The organism is Halalkalibacter sp. HAAS-P014 (assembly GCF_056619965.1).
Genome location: NZ_JBWQTV010000021.1, coordinates 85,158 through 106,512 on the forward strand (window position 1 = coordinate 85,158; position 21,355 = coordinate 106,512).

General features: G+C 38.3%; 16 protein-coding genes. 7 read left to right on the forward strand and 9 right to left on the reverse strand.

The genetic code is table 11. The features are described from left to right. Positions 1–55: 55 nt before the first annotated feature. Positions 56–715, forward strand: a complete 660-nt coding sequence (gene wrbA / locus AC1FXZ_RS17000; RefSeq protein ID WP_480055813.1) for an NAD(P)H:quinone oxidoreductase — start codon at positions 56–58, stop codon at positions 713–715. A gap of 191 nt (positions 716–906) precedes the next feature. Here the strand turns inward: wrbA and katG are convergent, their stop codons facing one another. From katG to AC1FXZ_RS17015, 3 genes are all read right to left on the reverse strand, one after another. Continuing rightward, positions 907–3,120 carry a catalase/peroxidase HPI gene (katG, locus tag AC1FXZ_RS17005; protein WP_480055815.1) on the reverse strand — a complete coding sequence of 738 codons (2,214 nt, stop codon included), beginning with the start codon at positions 3,118–3,120 and terminating at the stop codon, positions 907–909. A gap of 780 nt (positions 3,121–3,900) precedes the next feature. Continuing rightward, the gene (gene ilvA / locus AC1FXZ_RS17010; RefSeq protein WP_480055817.1) at positions 3,901–5,109 is read right to left on the reverse strand and encodes a threonine ammonia-lyase; all 1,209 of its coding nucleotides are present in this window, start codon (positions 5,107–5,109) and stop codon (positions 3,901–3,903) included. 148 nt (positions 5,110–5,257) lie between these two features. After that, complete coding sequence (locus AC1FXZ_RS17015) at positions 5,258–6,937, reverse strand: glutamine--tRNA ligase/YqeY domain fusion protein (protein WP_480055819.1); 1,680 nt, start codon at positions 6,935–6,937, stop codon at positions 5,258–5,260. Positions 6,938–7,279: 342 nt separating this feature from the next. Between AC1FXZ_RS17015 and AC1FXZ_RS17020 the strand changes: the two genes are divergently transcribed. Further along, positions 7,280–8,740 (forward strand): protein adenylyltransferase SelO, encoded by a 1,461-nt coding sequence (locus AC1FXZ_RS17020; protein ID WP_480055821.1) that lies wholly within the window; start codon positions 7,280–7,282, stop codon positions 8,738–8,740. Positions 8,741–8,819: 79 nt separating this feature from the next. Here the strand turns inward: AC1FXZ_RS17020 and AC1FXZ_RS17025 are convergent, their stop codons facing one another. After that, the gene (locus AC1FXZ_RS17025; RefSeq protein WP_480055823.1) at positions 8,820–10,412 is read right to left on the reverse strand and encodes a Na/Pi cotransporter family protein; all 1,593 of its coding nucleotides are present in this window, start codon (positions 10,410–10,412) and stop codon (positions 8,820–8,822) included. 146 nt (positions 10,413–10,558) lie between these two features. Then, positions 10,559–10,888, reverse strand: coding sequence for a winged helix-turn-helix transcriptional regulator (locus tag AC1FXZ_RS17030; RefSeq protein ID WP_480055825.1), 330 nt, complete (start codon positions 10,886–10,888; stop codon positions 10,559–10,561). A gap of 192 nt (positions 10,889–11,080) precedes the next feature. On the opposite strand from AC1FXZ_RS17030, the gene AC1FXZ_RS17035 reads away from it, so the two are divergent. Then, positions 11,081–11,473 (forward strand): DoxX family protein, encoded by a 393-nt coding sequence (locus AC1FXZ_RS17035; protein WP_480055827.1) that lies wholly within the window; start codon positions 11,081–11,083, stop codon positions 11,471–11,473. Between the two features lie 129 nt (positions 11,474–11,602). Beyond that, positions 11,603–12,295: an FMN-dependent NADH-azoreductase gene (locus AC1FXZ_RS17040; RefSeq protein ID WP_480055829.1), complete on the forward strand. Its 693-nt coding sequence runs from the start codon at positions 11,603–11,605 to the stop codon at positions 12,293–12,295. Positions 12,296–12,587: 292 nt separating this feature from the next. Here the strand turns inward: AC1FXZ_RS17040 and AC1FXZ_RS17045 are convergent, their stop codons facing one another. The 3 genes from AC1FXZ_RS17045 to AC1FXZ_RS17055 form a co-directional block, all read right to left on the reverse strand. Further along, the gene (locus tag AC1FXZ_RS17045; protein WP_480055831.1) at positions 12,588–13,853 is read right to left on the reverse strand and encodes an L-lactate MFS transporter; all 1,266 of its coding nucleotides are present in this window, start codon (positions 13,851–13,853) and stop codon (positions 12,588–12,590) included. 245 nt (positions 13,854–14,098) lie between these two features. Next, positions 14,099–16,075, reverse strand: a complete 1,977-nt coding sequence (locus tag AC1FXZ_RS17050) for a methyl-accepting chemotaxis protein (RefSeq protein WP_480055833.1) — start codon at positions 16,073–16,075, stop codon at positions 14,099–14,101. Between the two features lie 304 nt (positions 16,076–16,379). Further along, the gene (locus AC1FXZ_RS17055) at positions 16,380–17,288 is read right to left on the reverse strand and encodes a LysR family transcriptional regulator (protein WP_480055835.1); all 909 of its coding nucleotides are present in this window, start codon (positions 17,286–17,288) and stop codon (positions 16,380–16,382) included. 556 nt (positions 17,289–17,844) lie between these two features. Here AC1FXZ_RS17055 and truA point away from each other — a divergent pair. After that, on the forward strand, positions 17,845–18,582 hold the full coding sequence (truA, locus tag AC1FXZ_RS17060; protein ID WP_480055837.1) for a tRNA pseudouridine(38-40) synthase TruA: 738 nt from the start codon (positions 17,845–17,847) through the stop codon (positions 18,580–18,582). Here the strand turns inward: truA and AC1FXZ_RS17065 are convergent. Continuing rightward, positions 18,579–18,782, reverse strand: coding sequence for a hypothetical protein (locus AC1FXZ_RS17065; RefSeq protein WP_480055839.1), 204 nt, complete (start codon positions 18,780–18,782; stop codon positions 18,579–18,581). The two genes, truA and AC1FXZ_RS17065, sit on opposite strands and share 4 nt — an antisense overlap. A gap of 218 nt (positions 18,783–19,000) precedes the next feature. Between AC1FXZ_RS17065 and AC1FXZ_RS17070 the strand changes: the two genes are divergently transcribed. Then, on the forward strand, positions 19,001–20,341 hold the full coding sequence (locus AC1FXZ_RS17070; RefSeq protein WP_480055841.1) for a cytochrome ubiquinol oxidase subunit I: 1,341 nt from the start codon (positions 19,001–19,003) through the stop codon (positions 20,339–20,341). Beyond that, on the forward strand, positions 20,338–21,351 hold the full coding sequence (locus AC1FXZ_RS17075) for a cytochrome d ubiquinol oxidase subunit II (RefSeq protein WP_480055843.1): 1,014 nt from the start codon (positions 20,338–20,340) through the stop codon (positions 21,349–21,351). Before AC1FXZ_RS17070 ends, AC1FXZ_RS17075 begins: the two co-directional genes overlap by 4 nt. The last annotated feature ends 4 nt before the right edge of the window (positions 21,352–21,355 follow it).

Sequence of the window (21,355 nt, forward strand, 5' to 3'; positions counted from 1 at the left end):
GTACAGTCTTATTAGTAAGAAAGTAAGTCTGAATTAGAAGGGTGTTACAGTGATTATGGGTCTATTAGAAAAATTATTCGGAAAAACAAAGGAGACGAATTCTATGTCAAACGTAAAAGTAGCAGTTATCTATTACAGCATGGGTGGAACGAACTATCAACTAGCAAAATGGGCTGAAGAAGGTGCGAAAGAACTAGGTGCAGAGGTTAAAGTGTTAAAGGTACCTGAACTTGCTCCACAATCAGTCATTGATGAAAATGAAGGATGGAAAGCACATGTTGAATCAACGAAAGATGTGCCTGAAGTAACGTTAGATGACCTTGAATGGGCAGACGCAATTGTGTTTAGTGTACCAACACGTTTTGGTAACATGCCAGCACAAATGAAGCAATTCCTTGATACAACAGGGGGCCTATGGTTTAACGGGAAACTTGTAAACAAAGTGGTTAGTGCAATGACTTCAGCGCAAAACTCGCATGGTGGTCAAGAAGCAACAATCTTAAATCTCTATACATCGATGCATCACTGGGGTGCCATTATTGCATCGCCTGGTTACACAGATCCAGTTCAATTTACATCAGGTGGAAATCCATATGGGGTGAGTGTGACAGTCGGCCAAGATGGCAAAATGATTGAGGACGTAGAGGCAGCTGTTAAACATCAAGCGAAGCGTACAGTTACTGTAGCTGAATGGGTGAAAAAAGGAAATCAATAAACGAACAAAGAGCCAATCAAAAATAATTGATTGGCTCTTTTACTGTTCACTATACCCAGCAAAACTAACTAGCAACTAGAATAAAAAATTCAGCCTAACAAAACAGAATAGATAAACATTTCTAGCTGCTTTGTTTGATTGGGTTTAAGAAAACCCACCGTCGGTAACCTGACGGCGGGTTTCTCTTACATTTAGTTGTTTGTTGTTTGAGCTTTCTTGCCAAGCTTAAGATCGAAGCGATCTGCATTCATTACTTTAACCCAAGCAGCAATAAAATCATTTACAAACTTGCCTTTGTTATCGTCTTGAGCATAAACTTCAGCAATAGCACGCAGTACCGAGTTAGAACCAAACACTAAGTCAACTCTTGTTCCTGTGCGTACAACTTCACCTGTATTGCGATCGCGTCCTTCGTATACGTCTTTGTCTACAGGCTTCCACTCTACTCCCATGTCTAGCAAGTTAACAAAGAAGTCGTTAGAAAGAGTCCCTACGCGGTCAGTGAATACGCCATGTTGTGTGCCACCGTAGTTTGTACCAAGTACACGCATACCACCAATAAGAGCAGTCATTTCAGGTGCAGTAAGATTTAGTAATTGAGCTTTATCTACTAAGAGTTCTTCAGCAGTTACACTATATTGCTTCTTCTGATAGTTGCGGAAACCATCAGCAACAGGCTCTAGTACTTCAAAGTTTTCTACATCCGTTTGTTCTTGTGTAGCATCACCACGTCCAGGTGCAAACGGCACTGTTACGTCAAAACCGGCATCTTGTGCAGCTCTTTCGATTGCAGCACTACCACCTAGTACAATTAAATCAGCAATGCTGACTTTCTTATCTAGTTGATTTTGAATGTCTTCTAATACAGCAAATACTTTTTCAAGTTGTTCAGGCTGGTTCACTTCCCAATCTTTCTGTGGAGTAAGACGGATACGAGCACCATTCGCACCACCACGATTATCAGAACCACGGAACGTACTAGCAGAAGCCCACGCTGTTGTCACTAGTTCGCTAACTGTAAGTCCTGAGTTTAGTAGTTTTTCTTTCAGTTCACTTATTTCTGCATCTGTTAATGAATAATCAACAGTTGGAACTGGATCTTGCCAGATAAGATCTTCTTCGGGAACTTCTGGGCCAAGATATCTTGCTTTAGGTCCCATATCACGATGTAATAGTTTGAACCATGCACGTGCAAATGCATCTGCAAACTCTTCAGGGTTCTCATGGAAGCGACGAGAAATCTTTTCGTATTCTGGGTCATGGCGTAACGCCATATCTGCTGTCGTCATCATAGTCGGTACACGAACGGATGGATCTTCTGCATCTGGTGCAAGATCTTTCTCATCAGGGTCAACAATAAGCCACTGCCATGCTCCTGCAGGACTCTTTGTGAGCCACCATTCATAACCAAACAGTAAATCAAAGTATCCATTATCCCATTTTGTTGGATTAGCTGTCCAAGCACCTTCAATTCCACTCGTAATTGTGTCACGGCCTTTACCACTACCGTGTGTGCTAAGCCAACCTAAACCTTGTGCTTCAAGAGCAGCGGCTTCTGGTTCTGGTCCAACCTGAGCGGCATCTCCAGCACCATGTGCTTTACCAAACGTATGACCACCGGCCACTAGTGCAACGGTTTCTTCATCATTCATTCCCATACGTGCAAACGTTTCGCGAATGTCATGAGCGCTTGCAAGGGGATCTGGTTTTCCGTTTGGCCCTTCTGGATTCACATAAATTAGACCCATTTGAACGGCAGCGAGTGGATTCTCAAGCTCGCGATCACCAGTGTAACGGTTATCACCTAGCATTTCTGTTTCAGAACCCCAGTAGATATCTTCTTCTGGATGCCAAATGTCTGCGCGTCCTCCACCAAAACCGAATGTCTTTCCTCCCATTGATTCAATCGCAACATTACCTGTTAGAAGGAGTAAGTCAGCCCAAGAGATTTTGTTCCCATACTTTTGCTTAATTGGCCATAGAAGGCGACGTGCTTTATCAAGGTTGGCATTGTCAGCCCAGCTGTTAAGTGGGGCGAAACGTTGGTTACCAGTACCACCGCCACCACGACCGTCGGTTGTACGGTATGTACCTGCAGCATGCCAAGCCATACGGATGAAGAACGGACCATAATGACCATAGTCAGCAGGCCACCAGTCTTGGCTATCTGTCATTAAATTATGAAGATCTTGCTTTAGAGCGTCGTAATCTAACTTTTGAAATTCTTCTGTATAGTCAAAGTCAATTCCCATAGGGTTAGACTTTCTGTCATGTTGATGTAAAATATTTAAGTTTAACTGATTTGGCCACCAGTCTCTGTTCGTTGTTCCACTAGTTTTGTTACTTGTAGCGCCACCATGATGAAACGGGCATCCTCCAGTGTTTGAAGTGTTATTAGTATCCATATTCTTTTCCCCTTTCTTTGTACAAGAAGTAATAATTAATTATGACTAGTCATAAGAAGCTTATAAACTATAATAATTATTATTATATAATCATTATAATAAACTATTTCTTAAAAAGAAAGTAATAAAGACTGGTTTAGAGAATTTTTTTTACAAGTGGCAAGGCCGATCTTTTCTTTCATTTACGTATCTATGAAAATTTAAACGCTCCCAATTGTGGGGTAGGAAGAAACAAGTGGTGAGAATTCATGAAAATTTCCATAGATTTAGTGAAGAGTAGCCGATGATGATAAATACCTTTACCCCAACAAAACAAAATTGAAACGCATGATAGTGAAAATAATAGTTTGTAAATGAGAATGTAAGAGATTGATTAATGAAGAATGATTATGGCTGGACTTAGATAATAGATAGTGGTTTTAGTGACACATAATAGTTATATGCTTATATTTACCATATAATGAGAAGGAATGTTAGGCAAGCACTTAAGATGAATAATTTGTGAAAAGGTTCACTTACTATAACGGTGGTAGTAATTAAATAAGTGTGTATACTTTTTTCGCGTAGTAGAATCTATATAGGACTTTAACAGAATTATAACATTAGCAAATAGCAGAGGGATCAAGAATTTTTTGTGAGTAAAAATATAAAATGAGATTATGGATGCCGATGCAGAAGAAATGGGGATAAACGCACGGATTGTTTCATAGGAGACAATCACATGCGTTTTGTTATGGTTTAAAAAGAAAGATGAAACATACATTTGTAAAAAGGTTCTTGTCAGACCATTTCTATTGTATATCCTTTTTTCTTTAACGCATGTAAGATCTCTTCAATGTGGTGATGGTCTTTTGTTTCAACAGAAATGGATAGTTGTGCATAACTTGGGTAAATTTTATTGCCCATATGACTAAAGGAAATATCTAATATGTTTCCTTGGTGTTCTGTTACAACTTGTAGTATTTTTTCAAGGTTTCCTGGTTTATCTTTCAAAATGGTATTGAAACGCATAAAGCGTCCGGCCTCTACCATTCCTCTTTCAATAATTCTTGATATGAAACTTACGTCTACATTTCCACCGCTTAAAACAGTTACAACCTTCTTATCTTTAATAGGGAGCTTTTGATTTATCATGGCAGCAAGTGATACAGCTCCTGATCCTTCCACTAGTAACTTATTCCTCTCAAGCAGCATGAGCATTGTTTGGGCAATTTCCATCTCATCAACGGTGAACATTTCATCGACGTATTTTTGGACTAATTGAAACGAGCGTTGACCTGGCCTTTTGACGGCAATACCATCTGCCATTGTCGGACTAGCATCAACTGTTATGGGTTCCGCTTTCCTTAGAGACTCAGCCATACTTGGGCATGCAGCAGCTTCAATTCCGTATACTTTGATGGACGGTTTCTTTTCTTTCACTGCAGCTGCTAGACCGGCGATCAATCCACCTCCACCAACTGGGCAGACAATGGCATCGACGTCTGGAACTTGTTCTATGATCTCGAGACCGACAGTTCCTTGTCCAGCTATGATCGAGTCATCATCAAAGGCATGAATAAAAGCAGCTCCTGTTTGCTCTTTTAATTCTTGAGCATAGGAAAGGGCTTCGTCGAATACGGTTCCTTGTAATTCAACGTTAGCCCCATACCGTCGCGCAGCTTGTACTTTGCTTAGTGGAGCTCCGGTTGGCATGATAATGGTACATGGAATGCCAAGCATTGTACTTGAATAAGCAACGCCCTGTGCATGATTACCTGCAGAAGCAGCAACAACACCACTTTCTTTCACTTCTTCTTTATTCAATGAAATCATTTTATTATAGGATCCTCGTACTTTAAAAGACCCTGTCTTTTGTAAATTCTCAAGCTTTAAATAAATTTCGTTACCTGAATACTCACTAAAAGTATGTGAGTAATCTAAAGGAGTTCTATGTACGATACCTTTCATCTTTTCATGAGCTAATACAATATCATCTAAGGAAACCATCAATGCTCCTCCTTTTTATGTGAAACTAAATATAACTAGTATTATTTTAGTTTTTACAGAAGGGGAGAGGTTATTCGAGTGAAATACTTGTAACTTGGATAAAAAAGCAAAAAGACCTGTAATCATTTACAGGTCTTTGGTAGTTAGATTAAAGCTTAAATGAACTCTTTAAGGAAACAATCAGATTAAATACTGGCTGATCTTTGGTTGCATCTTTTGGATCAACATTGAAATAGCCGTGTCTAAAAAATTGAAACTTCTCATTTGTGTTAACTTCTTGCATATTTGGCTCTACAAAGCCTTGTAACACTTGAAGAGAGTTAGGATTTACTTGATCTAAAAATGTTTTTTCTACTTCCACTGATGCATCATTTTCTGATTCTTCTTGTTCTGGTTCTTCGTTTAAAAGGAGTGGCTCATATAAGCGAAATTCAGCCGGTACTGCTTGTGTTGCTTCGACCCAATGCAGTGTTCCTTTTACTTTTCTGCCAGTAAAGCCTGATCCACTTTTTGTTTCCGGATCATACGTACAATGGATCTCTACTACATTTCCGTCGGCGTCTTTAATAACGTCTTCACACTTAATGAAATAGGCATGTTTTAAACGAACTTCGTTACCAGGGAATAGACGGAAATATTTCTTTGGTGGGTCTTCCATAAAGTCTTCTTGTTCAATGTAAATCTCCCGTGAGAATGGAATTTGTCTTGTACCCATTTCTGGATTTTCAGGATTAATATCGGCATCGAGCATTTCGGCTTGTCCTTCTGGGTAGTTTGTAATGACTACTTTTAAAGGACGAAGTATCCCCATCGTACGAGGTGCTTTTAATTTTAAGTCTTCTCGGACAAAGTAATCGAGCATGCGCGAGTCTACCGTTCCTGATCCCTTTGATACCCCTGTTTCTCGTACAAATGCTCGAATCGCTTCTGGTGTGTAACCCCTTCTGCGTAAGCCGGATATTGTCGGCATACGAGGATCATCCCAGCCATCAACAACACCTTCGTCAACTAGCTGCTTAAGCTTTCGTTTACTCATAACTGTATTTGTGATATTTAAGCGTCCGAATTCATATTGCTCAGGTACATTTGGCGTTTCGCACTCTGCAATGATCCAGTTGTACAGTGGACGTTGGTCCTCAAACTCGGTCGTACAGATCGAATGAGTAACTCCTTCTATAGCATCCTCTAATGGATGAGCAAAAGAGTACATTGGATAAATGCACCATTCATCTCCTGTATTGTGGTGAGTGGTATGAGAAATACGGTAAATAACAGGATCACGCATGTTAATGTTAGGTGATTCCATATCAATCTTCGCCCGTAATACTTTCTCGCCGTTTTGAAATTCACCTTCACGCATACGCTCAAAGAGATCTAAGTTTTCTTCAATAGAGCGATTGCGGTACGGACTTTCTTTACCTGGCTCTGTTAATGTTCCACGGTATTCACGGATTTCTTCTTGAGAAAGATCATCAACATATGCTTTTCCTTTTTTGATAAGAATGACGGCTCTTTCGTACATTTCTTGAAAATAATCAGAGGCGAAAAATAGTCCGTCCCAATCATACCCAAGCCATTTAACATCCTCTTTAATAGCATGAACATACTCCGAATCTTCCTTCAGTGGATTGGTATCATCAAAGCGTAAGTTCGTTTTACCATTAAATTCATCTGCTGAATCAAAATTAATCACGATTGATTTCGCATGTCCAATATGTAAGTAGCCATTAGGCTCTGGAGGGAATCGAGTTATAACATGGTCGCGCTTGCCCGACTCTAAATCTTCTTTTATAATACTGCGAATAAAATTGGAAGAGTTATGTTCCATGTATAGTTCACCCTTTCTTTATGTATTGTGCATTATGCCTTTTCCTTTATACATTTCCATAATACACTAGTTAATAGACAATATTGTATCACAAGTCACTGTTAGAACAAATGCAATTTGTATGACTGCAACTCCAATCCTAATTAAAGCTTTTCTTTTATCTTAATAAGAAAATCTGAGAAGCAACATAAACTCGTTCGATGTCATTTAGCCGTGTATAAAGCCTATGCATAAGTAGAAAATAGTATAGGAAGTAAGGTGGAAAATGATTGATAAATATTCTATAACAGTGATTATATTTAGAAAGGAAAATAAGCTCGTCAAAACAAAAGAGGGGATATGATGACAATAGATATAGGATGGAACTTTGACAATAGCTATGCTCGTCTACCGGAAACATTTTACTCAACAGTCAGTCCAACTTCTGTTGATCGGCCGGAATTGATTATTTTCAATTCTCCGTTGGCAAAAAATCTTGGCTTGAACGGGGAGGAACTGCAAGGCAATAAAGGTTTAGCTGTGTTTGCAGGCAATCATATTCCAGAAGGGAGCAACCCTCTCGCTCAAGCTTACGCCGGCCATCAATTCGGTCATTTTACGATGTTAGGAGACGGTCGGGCCGTTTTACTTGGGGAACAGATTACACCTGAAGAAGAGAGAGTGGATATTCAGCTCAAAGGTTCAGGTAGAACACCGTATTCTCGTGGGGGAGATGGCCGTGCAACACTTGGGCCAATGCTGCGCGAATACATTATAAGTGAAGCAATGCATGCACTGGGGATTCCTACAACTCGTAGCTTAGCAGTGGTGACAACTGGTGAGTCAGTGATGCGTGAAACTGCGCTGCCTGGTGCAATTCTAACTCGTGTGGCTTCAAGTCATCTACGTTTTGGAACCTTTCAATATACGGCAAAATGGGGAACGAACGAGGAGCTTCGCGAACTTGCAGATTATACAATAAAGCGCCATTATCCAAATGTTGAAGAAGATGAAAATCGCTATCTTGCCTTGCTTAGGGAAGTGGTTAAACGTCAGGCTCAACTGGTAGCAAAATGGCAACTGGTTGGTTTTATTCATGGGGTGATGAACACTGACAACATGACCCTTAGTGGAGAAACGATTGATTATGGGCCTTGTGCCTTCATGGATGCTTATGACCCAGCAACGGTATTTAGTTCCATTGATATCCAAGGCCGCTATGCCTATGGGAATCAACCGAAGATTACTGGGTGGAATCTAGCTCGGTTTGCTGAAGCTCTCTTACCACTGTTGCATAAGGACCAGGAACAGGCTGTCAAATTGGCCCAGGATGAGATCTCAAATTTTATAGAATTGTATCGCAATCATTGGTTAGCTGGCATGAGAGCGAAACTTGGAATCGTTAACGAAGAAGGGCAGGATGAGTCCTTTATTGAAGACTTACTCAGCATGATGCAGAAGTACCGTGCCGACTATACCAATACTTTCCGCGCATTAACGTTTGAGAGACATGAGGGTGAGGCCCTGTTTGGTACGAAAGAATTTGAACAATGGTATGAGCGGTGGCAGGCGAGGGTAGACAGACAGCAAGAACCGAAAGAAACTTCACATCAGTTAATGAGAAACAACAATCCTGCTGTCATCCCTCGCAACCACCGGGTAGAAGAGGCGCTAGAAGCCGCGGTTCAGCATGGGGATTACAGTGTAATGGAGCGTCTACTGGCTGCTCTTTCAAGTCCTTACGCCCATTCTCAAGAACAGGAAGCCTATTCGACACTACCTAAACCGTCGAATCAACCGTACAAAACTTTTTGTGGTACTTAAAAGATTAGCGACGTGTCAAAAAAAGAAGCAGGAACCAGTTAAAGGTTTTCCTGCTTCTAATAGGTAATGATGTTATGAACTATTGAATCTGTTTTTTCCTTCGAACCTCGTCTTTTTTATTTAAATGGTGGACGGCCCTCCACAAATGATAGGCGAGACGGTCAACATAGTGAATGGTTTGCACGATTTTAATAGCAGATTGAATATCTGTATGATCATGGACGGATGATTGAAAGTGCTTCTGGCGATCTTGTTTTCGTAGATCTGCCATTCTTGAAGAGTGGGTCTCAGTTAACTCCACTAAGCTTTCCCATTCATTCTGTTTCATTTTTTCAATTGTTATTTCGAATATTTCTGCTTGCTGTTTCACTAATTCTCTTACCTTCTGATCCATTTTTACTCCATGCATAAAGTCATCTGAATCTTTTAACGCTTTAATCAGTCGCTCCCCATGATCTAAGGCATGGATAAGTGCTGAATGTTCTTCGTATTGTTGCTGAGAAGAAGTGGGCTCAATTCCAACTGCTGATAAAAATTCTTGCACCTCTTGTAACCCTTTTTCTTCCTTACTAAATTCAACAGAATGTTTCTCAAGTAAGACCTTTTGAGCTTGTTCGGAAATGGAAGAGAAAATCTGGATCATGGCTCTTCTGGCTGCTTCAATTCCAACAGGTCCAACAGATGCAACAGTTGGATCTAAAAATTGGTGGTAGTTCTCTTCTTTATCAGGAATAATTCTTTTGACCATTTTTTTAAACCATGGAAGTATACTTAATACGACTACGACCCCAATAACATTGAATAATGTATGGAAGATAGCTAACGCCACTGCAGCATCGGTAATGTTAAATCCATCTGTAATGAGAAATACGATCTGTAATAACCAATGTAGAAAAAGAAGGGCAATAACCCCTGTTAGTAAGTTGAATAAGATATGGGCTGTAGCCGTTCGTTTTGCGGCAATTGTTCCTCCAATTGCTGCTAAAAAAGCTTTAACAGTTGTTCCTACATTTTGTCCAATGACTAATACGGCCGCTTGGTCAAAATCAATAGCTCCTGTGTGCAGAGCGGTAAGGGTTGTTACTACTGCCGCACTGGAGGATTGCAAAACAACCGTCATGATGACTCCGACGATGACCAATACAAGCGTCCACCACCATTGTTCTCCACTTAGATAATGAAAGTCGATAAAATCAGGTAAGTTCCCCATTCCATTTTGCAGGACGTCAATGCCTAGAAATAATAAGCCAAAACCTGCTAATGCTAATCCATGAGCTTCTAACTTGCTTTTAAATAAAAATTTTAATAGGACACCGATCCCGATAAGTGGTAAAGCTAACAAAGTCATATTGACTTGAAACCCAATAGCTGAAACAATCCAGCCTGTACTGGTGCTTCCTACGTTCGCTCCAATTATCACACCGATCGACTGACTAAAGGTCAGTAGCCCTGCACTCACAAACCCAATTGTCATAAATGTAGTAGCGCTGGAGGATTGAATTAATGCTGTAATAAATGTTCCTGATAAAACGGAAGAAATGGTTCCTCCAGTAAATTTATTTAACAAATCCTTTAAGGCATTTCCGGCTAGAGACTTTAACCCATCGGTCATCAAATGCATCCCGAGCAAAAAAAGTCCAATTCCACCTAATACCATACCAAGTGTTTCCATCTGATCGTCTCCTTCAAGGCTGCTATCACCATTTTATCGTTATTGATTACCGAGTGACAATGGTGAATATGGAATTATTTGAATATTCTATGGCAGTGGGATTAAAGAAAAACCCGATTGTTTAATAGTAAACAATTCGGGTTTTATTAATGGTTTGATATATTTTCGGTCTCAATCCAAGTTTCAGACCATTTTTCTATTTCAATCATAAGAGGCTCTAATGATACCCCTTTTTCAGTTAAGGAGTATTCAATTCTAACAGGTGTTTCTGGATAGATTTCTCTTTTTACAATTCCTTGTTTCTCTAGATCCTTTAATCTTTCTGATAGAAGTCTTCCACTTATTCCAATAGCGGATTCAATGGTGCAAAAGCGTTGTTGTCCAGACAGCAGTTGATAAATGATTAATCCGGTCCAGCGTTTACTTAATATACCCATGGCTTCTTCAAATTTAGGGCAGATTTGAGATTTATCCATAGTAAATCACTCCTATAGACCTATTATATCATAGTAAAATAAATAATTATATTATCTTTTATTACTTACCTACTTGACGATATGAATTAATTAAAATATACTAACTTACGTAAAGTAAGTAACTAATTTATTATATATATTTTAGTTACTTACAAATAATTAAGTTAGATAAATTATAAGGAGTGGGAGAGGATGTTAAGAAGATTCGAAATAGGGGCTTTGGTATTAAGGCTCGTATTAGGTTTTACATTCTTCATTCATGGTTTAGATAAGTTCATGGGGGGAATTGGAAACATCGCTGGGTACTTTGATAGCTTAGGCATTCCCGGTTTCTTAGCTTATGTGGTAGCAATAATAGAATTAATTGGTGGTATAGCAATCATTTTAGGGATTGGAACAAGAGTCATTTCTATTTTATTCGCACTAATTATGATTGGAGCAATATTCACTGCAAAACTACCTTTAGGCTTTTTGGCTGGATATGAGGTAGATATACTTTTATTAGCTATTTCTATTTACTTTGTGATTGCGAATAAGTCAATGCTTGCATTAGATAATCTTATCTTTCATTCAAAAGAAGACTAAGAGAAGGGCAGTCTAACTAGAGATAGAGAAAATGAAGCTGAAACATTAGAAAATTGTCGAAATATGAAATTATTAAAATTAATAAATCAAGTATAACGTGGATGAATAATAAAAGGTGTTGGTGAGGAAATGGGTATTTTAAGCAAATTATTTTCAAATAAAGAACAAAATGCTAAAAAAGAGGAGAATAAAAAAATGATAAAAGTACTATTTATTAAAGCAAATGACCGTCCAGCAGACCAAGCAGTAAGCACAAAAATGTATGAAACGTTTCTAAACACTTTTAAGGAAGCTAACCCAAATACAGAGGTTACGGAACTAGATTTATTTAATCTTGATCTACCGTACTATGGCAACACAGCTATTACAGGCTCTTATAAACGCAGTCAAGGGCTTGAATTAACAGCTGAGGAAGCAAAAGCTGCAGATGTAGTTGAACAGTACTTAAACCAATTTTTAGAAGCTGAGAAAGTAGTATTTGCTTTCCCATTATGGAATTTTACTGTTCCAGCTCCATTAGTAACCTATATTTCTTATCTATCTCAAGCGGGCAAAACATTCAAATACACAGAAAATGGCCCGGTTGGATTAGCTGGTGATAAAAAAGTTGCTGTATTGGGTGCTCGTGGTTCAGATTATTCGGTTGAACCGATGGCTTCTATGGAGATGGCTGTTAACTATGTAACAACGCTTCTTGGATTTTGGGGCATTACAGATCCTGAAACAGTTGTCATTGAAGGTCATAACCAATATACTGATCGCACAGAGGACATCATTGCAGACGGCTTAGAAAATGTAGCAAAAGTCGCTGCGAAATTTTAATAAATGAGCTAATAAGGAACTGAAAAGTATCTCTTAAATAAAAAAGGCATAACTCTTATCTTTCTATGAGGGTTATGTCTTTTTATGGTGAAAAGTTCAAGGGAGTATGAATCATATATAGAGAGAAAACAATAACATGTCGTATGAAACCATGAACAAATGCATTTATCACACTTTTTCTCTATGGATCTTAAATGTAGTATGGTGGTCAGATCGAGTTCACTTCGCGAAATCAATTCAACACTAAAAAAACGTACTACGTGTTAAATGTAGTACGTTTATTTCTTTCCTATTAAACTGCCTTTTTTAAGGGTGTCGCAACTTGAGCATTTCTAACTTTTTTTATGTCAAATCGGATCATAATGGATACGAGTAACGCTATGCTTAATAATACTGTGAAGAATAGGAATGTTGGTGTGTAGCTTCCTGTAGCGTCATGAATATATGAAACTACAATTGGACCAACGATCCCAGCCGAAGACCATGCAGTTAAAATATAACCATGTATCGCTCCTAATTCTTTTGTTCCGAAAATATCGCCAATAAAAGCAGGCAGGATTGCAAATCCACCACCATAAGCAGTCATAATACTAAAAATTAGTATTTGAAACAAGATTACATTAGTTATATGTGGCAACGCTAAAAAGGCAATAATTTGAATGGCGAAAAATATTAAAAAGACGTTTGGGCGTCCGATATAATCCGACACACTAGACCAGCCAATTCGACCACCACCATTGAAGATTCCCATCAAACCAACCATAGAAGCAGCAGCTGCTACGTTTAAGCCAACCATTTCTTGAGAAAGTGGGGAAGCGACTGAAATAATCATAATACCTGCACTGATGTTAACAAAGATCATTACCCATAGCATCCAGAAGCGTTTTGTTTTGATTGCTTCATTTGCTGTAAGCTGAGCTAAATCTTGTTTTGCTTTTTGTTTCTTATTCTGTGTTACTTCTGTCATTCCTTTAGGCATCCAACCTTGTGGTGGTCGAACAATATAGGATGCACCAGCGATCATTAAGATAAAGTAAGTTGCCCCGAGGATAAAGAAAGTGTTCTGTATGCCGACACTCTCAATTAATCTAGCTGCAACTGGGCTCGTAATGAGTGCACCGGCTCCAAACCCAAATACTGCAATTCCGGTAGCCAATCCTCTTCGATCAGGAAACCATTTTACTAAGGTAGATACAGGAGAAATATACCCAAGCCCTAAACCAATTCCTCCAACAGCGCCATACATGATGAGGAACAAAGGTAGTGATTCAAACATAACAGCAAAACCTGCTCCAATTTGCCCCGTACTAAAAAGTATAGCTGCTATCGTAGCTGAAAATCTTGGACCTTTCTTTTCAACCATTTTACCAAAGGTCGCTGCTGATATGCCTAGAAAAGCAATGGCTATAGTAAATGCCAGTGTTACTTGTGTGGATGTCCAGCCTATTGATTCACCTATTGGATTTGTGTAGACACTGTAAGCGTAAGTTGACCCAATTGATAAATGGATAGCTACTGCTGATAAAGCAATAAGCCATCGGTTTTTATTTGTTGACACGTTACTCACTCTCTTTCGATTATTATTTTCAACCAAATCTATAGTGTTTCTTGTTGAGTTAAGAAGATTGTGGCTCTTGGTTACAGCGAATACTTATAGTTTAGTAGATGGAGGGGGAGAGGTATGTGAAAAAAATCACATGTTTGTAAGTTCTTCTACTTTAATTTTAGAATTCTAGGGAGATTGGGAAGACAAAAAAGCTGGCCCCATTATAATTGATTGCGTGCTTGGGACCAGAGTCTGTATTAATATTTAAATTTTGTTACTAAGCTATTTAATTCTTCTGCCATTGATGATAGCGATTTGGCAGAAATGGAGATCTCTTCCATAGAGGCTAATTGTTCTTCTGTTGATGCTGCAACTTCTTGTGAAGAGGCAGCGTTGCCTTGTGCGATTGAACTTAGCTCATTTGCGATTGTTGTGACTTCCTGAACGGAAGAAGACATTTGCTGAGCAATAGAAGTTACATCTTCTATTTTTGTAGAAGCTGCCTGTGTGCTCTCAAGAATGTGGTGGAACTGAGAGATTGCTTCATTTGAAACTTCAACACCTGTCTGAACATCATTAGTAACACGGGCCATTGTTTCAACAGAAATTTCTGTATCTTTTTGAATCCCTTCAATTATTTGAAAGATGTCATTAGCAGATTGTTGGGATTGCTCTGCTAGCTTACGCACTTCATCTGCAACAACTGCAAATCCTTTTCCGTTTTCTCCAGCTCTTGCTGCTTCAATGGCTGCATTTAAAGCTAGCAAATTGGTTTGGTTAGCAATATCTGTTATTACATTTAAAATTGAGCTCACTTCTTTAGAACGCTCGTAAAGAGATTTGATTCTACTATCAGATTGTATGACTGATTCTTGAATTGACTTCATCTGATTGACTGTATTCTCTACCGTTTTTCCCCCAGCTTCAGCATGTGTATTTGTGACTTTAGATAGTTCGCTCACTTCGGAAGTATAATCGGCAATTTCAGCTACACCTTTAGAAATCAGTTGTAATGATTGAGCATTTTGATCGACCCCATCCATTTGTTTATCTGCGTTGCTTGATACTTCTTGGATTGAAGAAGCGACTTGCTCTGTGGCAGAAGATGTTTGTTCAGCGCTAGCTGTTAGCTGTTCTGCAGAAGCTGCAACTTGTTCAGCATGTTGGTCGATTTCAATGACTAGTGTTTTTAAACTATCTTGCATTTCATTGAAGGCGAGGCCTAATTGCCCGATTTCATCAGTCGATGTTACATCAATTTTTTGTGTTAGGTCCCCTTCACTCAGTGTAACTGCCTTTTCTTTTAATTCTTTTAGTGGTTTAATAATTGATTGAATAATAAAGTATAACGCCGCTGCTCCTACCATAATGGCGATACCCATCACCCATATAGTTGTCCATAGAATAGGTGCTGCAGCTTCATTAACTTCTGAAACTTCTATAGACCCAGCTAATTTCCATCCGGTTAACTCAATAGTGTCAAAAGCGATCACTTTATCATCCCCATCAATTGAAATCGGCATTTGTCCTGAGAGATTTTCATACATTTCATCGTGAAAGGATTCAGTTGCTTCCATGCCAGCTTCTCTCGTTGGATGTGAAATATAGCGTCTATTTTGGTCTAAAAGTACGGCGGCTCCTTGTTCGCCAATTTGTACTTGGGTCGTTAGCTCTTGAATGTAATCTAATCCAATGTTTAAAGCGACAACACCTGATGCATCCGTGGTTGTTTGAGAAAGCGTAATGACTAACTCATTAGTATCACCTAATAAATAGGGTTCAGAAATTATCAATTCTCCTTGATGACTAATGGCCTCTTGATACCAGTCTGCATTTCTCGGATCGTAATCATTATCGATAGAAATATCAGGCTTAATGATAAATAAGCCTGTATCACTCCCAGCAAAGACACTTTGTACTTCAGCTTGTAGCTGAGTGAGTTGTTGAAATTGTTCCTCTATAGCCGATGTATTATTGCCCTCAAGATCTTCTGAGCTAATGTTTTCTGAAAGTAAGCTGAGATTATCGATTTGCGAATTAATGGTATTATCTATTGACATGTTTAAAAGATGAATATTACTTGCAAAACCATTAAGCATTTCACTTTCCACTGCATTTTTGGCAGTGATAAAAGATATTACTCCAATACTTATTGTAGGTATAAGCAATGTAAGAGTAAAAGCAATGATCAACTTAGTCTTGATGTTCGTTAATTTACTTAAAAACGTTTTCATTTTCGAAGACTCCTTACCTTTTCTATGCGAACAATGTTACTAGTTCAAATTTCTTAGATTCTTGGTAACCTTCTCACAAAAAAAACTATTCTATGAAAGCTAGAATAGTTTCATCTTCTTGTATCAATATGGAACGGATTATCACCTACTTGATATCGTTTTCATTTTTGAGTGAACAGAAATCACTATTTGTGAATATAACAATAGTTTAAATCACGGTATTGGTAAATTCAACATAATTCTACAAATTTTCCAATAAACAGAGGCTAAGCTGAGGCCTTCGTTTCTCACTTATAAGGGGGATTCAATCAAGGTCAAAATTAGTAAGTGTGACTGTGTCCTTATGCGTAAGAATAAAGTCACGGAATACCTTTGCCGATAATGAGGTGCCTTTTTTTGAAAGTGCCATACCATTGTATCTTTTTATAGAAGGTGTTAATTTAACCATTGCTGTTTTTGAAGTTAACAAGGATGTGCCTGCATGACTAGAAGTTAGTAAAATGCCTACTCCTTCTTCAACGAAATTTTTTAAAGTCTCTATGTGACCGCTTTCAAATATGATATCAGCTTCAAAGCCTGCCTCTTTACATAGTTGGACAAATTCTTTTTTTAATAACGTTCCCATTTTGTAAGAAATAAATTGTTCACCTGCTAGTTGAGACAAATTAACTTTTTTTCTGTTGGTGAATGGATGATTTTTATTAACAACTAAAACAAATTCATCTTGGAGCAATGGATAAAAGTCGACTGACATTGGGGAAATATCTGATGAATTGATAAAAGCTACGTCAATTTCATTTTCTCGAATCATTTTCAGTAGTTCTTCAGAGTTGTTCTCATATAGTTTAATAGTTATCGCCGGGTAATTTTTTTTGAATGAACCGATTAAAGAAGTTATGCCTAAATAGGTAATATTAGGGACTGCTCCTATTTTTATCTTGCCGGCTTTAGTCGTTTGGTGCTCGGCCATTGTATGTTTGAGCATTTGGATTTCATCAACAATCCGTTTTGCATATTTTACAAAGTCTTCTCCAGCAGGTGTCAAAGTTACAGAACGTGTGGTTCGTATAAACAATTGCAAGCCGAGTTCCGTTTCTAATTTTTTTATTTGGTGCGATAAGGTAGGTTGTGAAATATTAATTTCTTCAGCTGCTAATGAAAAGTGCTTAAATTTTTCCACGGCGAGAACATATTCTAATTGATGAATCTCCATACTTTCACCTCATAATAGTATATTTACCTATTTATAGATTGTATCTATAAATACTATAGATTATTGCGATTGAGGAAATCAATACGTTTTCATTATTATGTAAGTAAGGGGTAAGGGTAATTTGTAAAAGTGGGCTTAGCTTCAGCAATTGCAAAATTTCAGCTAGTGGCCAAAAGTATTTTGTAATCATTGCTTAGATTGGACTATTACGCTAAAGGGGTGTAAGGTATGATTTTTGTTTGTAAATCACACGTTACAAAGGGTTTAAAAATCGTTCATTCTCCACACGTACAAAAATTAGAAGAAGGCAATCGCTGTAAGTGTATTGTCTGTAAAGAAAAGGCTTATTATCGTCTTTATTATATCATTTGAATGACTTAACTGAAACTGGTACTACCTGATTTGTCTCCTCCGTTTGACTTACTATAGATTTTTTAAAAATCGGTTATAATGAGTAGTAAGGTTAATTGCTCTCTCATATGGTGATTTGGTGTATGAGAGCTCTTGTATTTTGTATTCTGTTTCGGGAATGTTAAGTTGCGATAAGGAGAAGACAATGAATAATTACAAATTAGTCATTCAATATGATGGTGGTCGTTATAGAGGTTGGCAAAGGTTAGGTAAAGGTGAAAATACGATTCAAGAAAAAATTGAGAGTGTTCTTTCTGAAATGCTAGGAAGAAAGATTGAAATTATCGGTTCAAGTAGAACCGATGCAGGTGTACATGCACTGAATCAAATAGCAAATGTAAGAATAAAAGAAAACATAACAGAAAGAGAAATGAAAACGTACTTAAATCGTTATTTGCCTCAAGATATAAGTATTGTTGATGTTACAGCAGTCCACGAACGGTTTCATGCAAGGTATAATGCTCAAGATAAAACGTATTTGTACAGGATTTGGAATGAGCAACAACCAAATCCATTTATGAGAAAGTACAGTATGCATGTTGATAAAAAGCTTGATGTTGAAAAAATCCGTAATGCATCCAAGCACTTTCTAGGAGAACATGATTTTACTACTTTTACAAATGCTAAATCTAAGAAGAAGTCTATGGTTCGTACGGTCCATTCAATGGAAATAGAAGAACGTGAAGGTTTTATTGATATTAGAGTGTGTGGGAATGGTTTTCTACACAATATGGTTAGGAAAATCATTGGTACATTGATACAAGTGGGGTTAAATGAGGTAAGTCCGGAAGCGATCCCTGAAATTATAAAGTCAAGAGAGCGAAAACAAGCCGCATTTATGGCAGAGGCAAGTGGACTGTACTTAGAAACAATAGATTTTTAGTCATTAAGGAAAGTAGTAAAGAACCCTAGATCGAAAATAAAGGAGGACTCCAACTTATTGAAGGCTGGAGCCCTCCTTTTATTTTTGATCTTTTTATAATCATTCTGTGTTAACGATAAGTATTGTGCTCCTTTATACTCAGCTAACATTTTTTCTCCACCATTTGGCAGTTTCACACGAACGTCGTAAATATACTGCATTCTTATTTCCTCCGACATCAAATTACATATAAAAAAGAATTGTTTTCAGGATTGTAACAACTATTTCTATAATCTTCAACTTACTAAGAACTCTTTCCATTTGTCATCAAATGATCACTGTTCTGTAACGAAATCGTACAGTTTGTGATGCAATTCACATACATTTTGCCGATACAATATCAATATCTTCAAAAGAGGCAATGGAGAGGAGGAGTCAGATGGACTCTGTAGAATTTAGTCGATATTTAACGATGCTAACACTATCTGTGCATGCTATTTTTGCGACATTAGGTGTTGGGGTTCCGATTATGATAACAATTGCTCATTGGCTTGGTCTAAAAAGGCAGGATGAGCATTATATATTGCTTGCTAAGCGATGGGCACGTGGGTATGTCATTTGTGTGGCCGTAGGTGTTGTAACCGGTACGGCAATTGCTTTGCAATTAGCCTTATTATGGCCTAGGTTTATGGAATTTGCTGGTCAGCTTGTTGCCCTGCCTCTATTTATGGAGACGTTCGCGTTTTTCTTTGAAGCTATTTTTCTTGGGATTTATTTGTATACATGGGATCGCTTTAAAAATCCGAGGCATCATTTTTATTTGCTTACCCCGGTAGTAATAGGTTCAGCGATGTCAGCATTGTTTATAACATCCGTAAATGCATTTATGAATACACCACAAGGCTTTACGTTAGTCGATGGTCAACTAACGAATATTCAACCTTTACTTGCAATGTTTAATCCGGCGATGCCGACAAAGGTAGCTCATGTATTAACCTCTGCGTATATGACAACGGCGTTCGTACTTGCATCGATTGCAGCTTATCATTTACTAAAGGGCAACCGTCATGAGTATCATCGTAAAGCATTGGCTTTAACCATGAAGATTGCGTTGATTTTTTCTATTGCAACAGCAGTTGTTGGCGATCTATCTGGTAAGTTTCTAGCTGAATACCAGCCAGAAAAATTAGCTGCAGCTGAGTGGCATTTTGAGACAGAAGGTGAGGCGCCACTTGTTCTTTACGGTGTATTAACAGAAACAAATGAAGTGAAGTATGCTATTAAAATTCCTTACGCATTAAGTCTGCTAGTCCACAGTAATCCGTTCGGAGAAGTAATTGGATTAAACGATATCCCAGAAGAGTATCACCCACCATATATTGTTCATTACTTTTTTGACATCATGGTGACGCTGGGGATTTGGCTGACGATTCTTTCTTTATTCTATTGGATTGCGTTGTGGCGTAATTGGTCTCTTATAAAACGGAAATGGTTTCGTTTCTTGCTAGTGACATCGGGACCGTTGGCGATGATTGCCATTCAGGCAGGCTGGTGGTTCACTGAAGTTGGACGTCAACCTTGGATTATGCGAGGATTCATGACGACGGCTGAGGGAGCAACGGATTCACCGTATGTTTGGTTGATGTTTATTGCTTTTGCTATCCTATATCTCATCTTAATGGTTGGGACAGCAGTTGTTTTGACGCGCATGTTTAAAAAGAACCCAGTTGAGCGTGAACTAGAGAAGCTCACTGATGGTAGAAGGAGTGTTGCGAAATGACAGTTGAAGTCTTAGGAATATCGGTGTTGTGGTTGTTCCTATTCGGCTATGTCATCGTAGCATCGATCGATTTCGGGGCAGGATTTTTTAATGCATCAACTATTGTTACAAGGAAGCACCATATTGTAAATACGGTTATACAGCGTTATTTGTCCCCCGTTTGGGAGATTACAAATGTGTTTCTTGTTTTCTTTTTTGTTGGAATGATTGGCTTCTTTCCAAGTACAGCCTACTATTTTGGTACAGTTTTATTGATTCCAATCAGTATTTCAATTATTTTATTAGCACTTCGGGGTAGTTATTATGCATTTGGGACATATGGAACAAAAGGACATGTAGGCTATACGCTCATGTATGGGGTGACAGGTGTCCTTATCCCGGCATCCTTGTCTACGGCTCTGATTGTGTCACAAGGAGGATTTATTCGTGAAACTTCATCAGGGCGTATTGAACTGGATTACGGAGCTTTGTTGACGAGCCCATTTGCATGGTCAATTGTTGCTCTGAGTTTAGTCAGTGTATTGTTTATTTCAGCTAGTTTTTTAGCTTACTATTCTTCGGTTGCACAGGATGAAAAGGCATTAAAACTGTTTGAGAAGTATACATGGATTTGGAGCTTTCCAACAATTTTAACAGCACTAGGGATCATCATCGAAATGAGGTGGCATAATCCAAGCCATTATGAAGGCCTTATTTCACTTTGGTGGCTGTTTGCTCTATCGTTTATTTGTTTCCTTGTTAGCTTATGGTTATTAAAAAGAAAGAGGTATGGCTGGTCATTTATATTGGTCGTACTACAGTTTGCTTTGGCCTTCTATGCATACGGGGTATCGCGTTATCCGTATATATTGTATCCGTATATCACGATTTATGATGGATTTACGAATCAGACGATGGCCTATGCATTAATTGTTGTGTTTATACTAGGCCTGATGCTTCTTATCCCGTCTCTCTATCTAGTTTTTAAGTTGTTTATTATGAATAAGCCTTACATTCAAAAAGGGAAATAAGGAG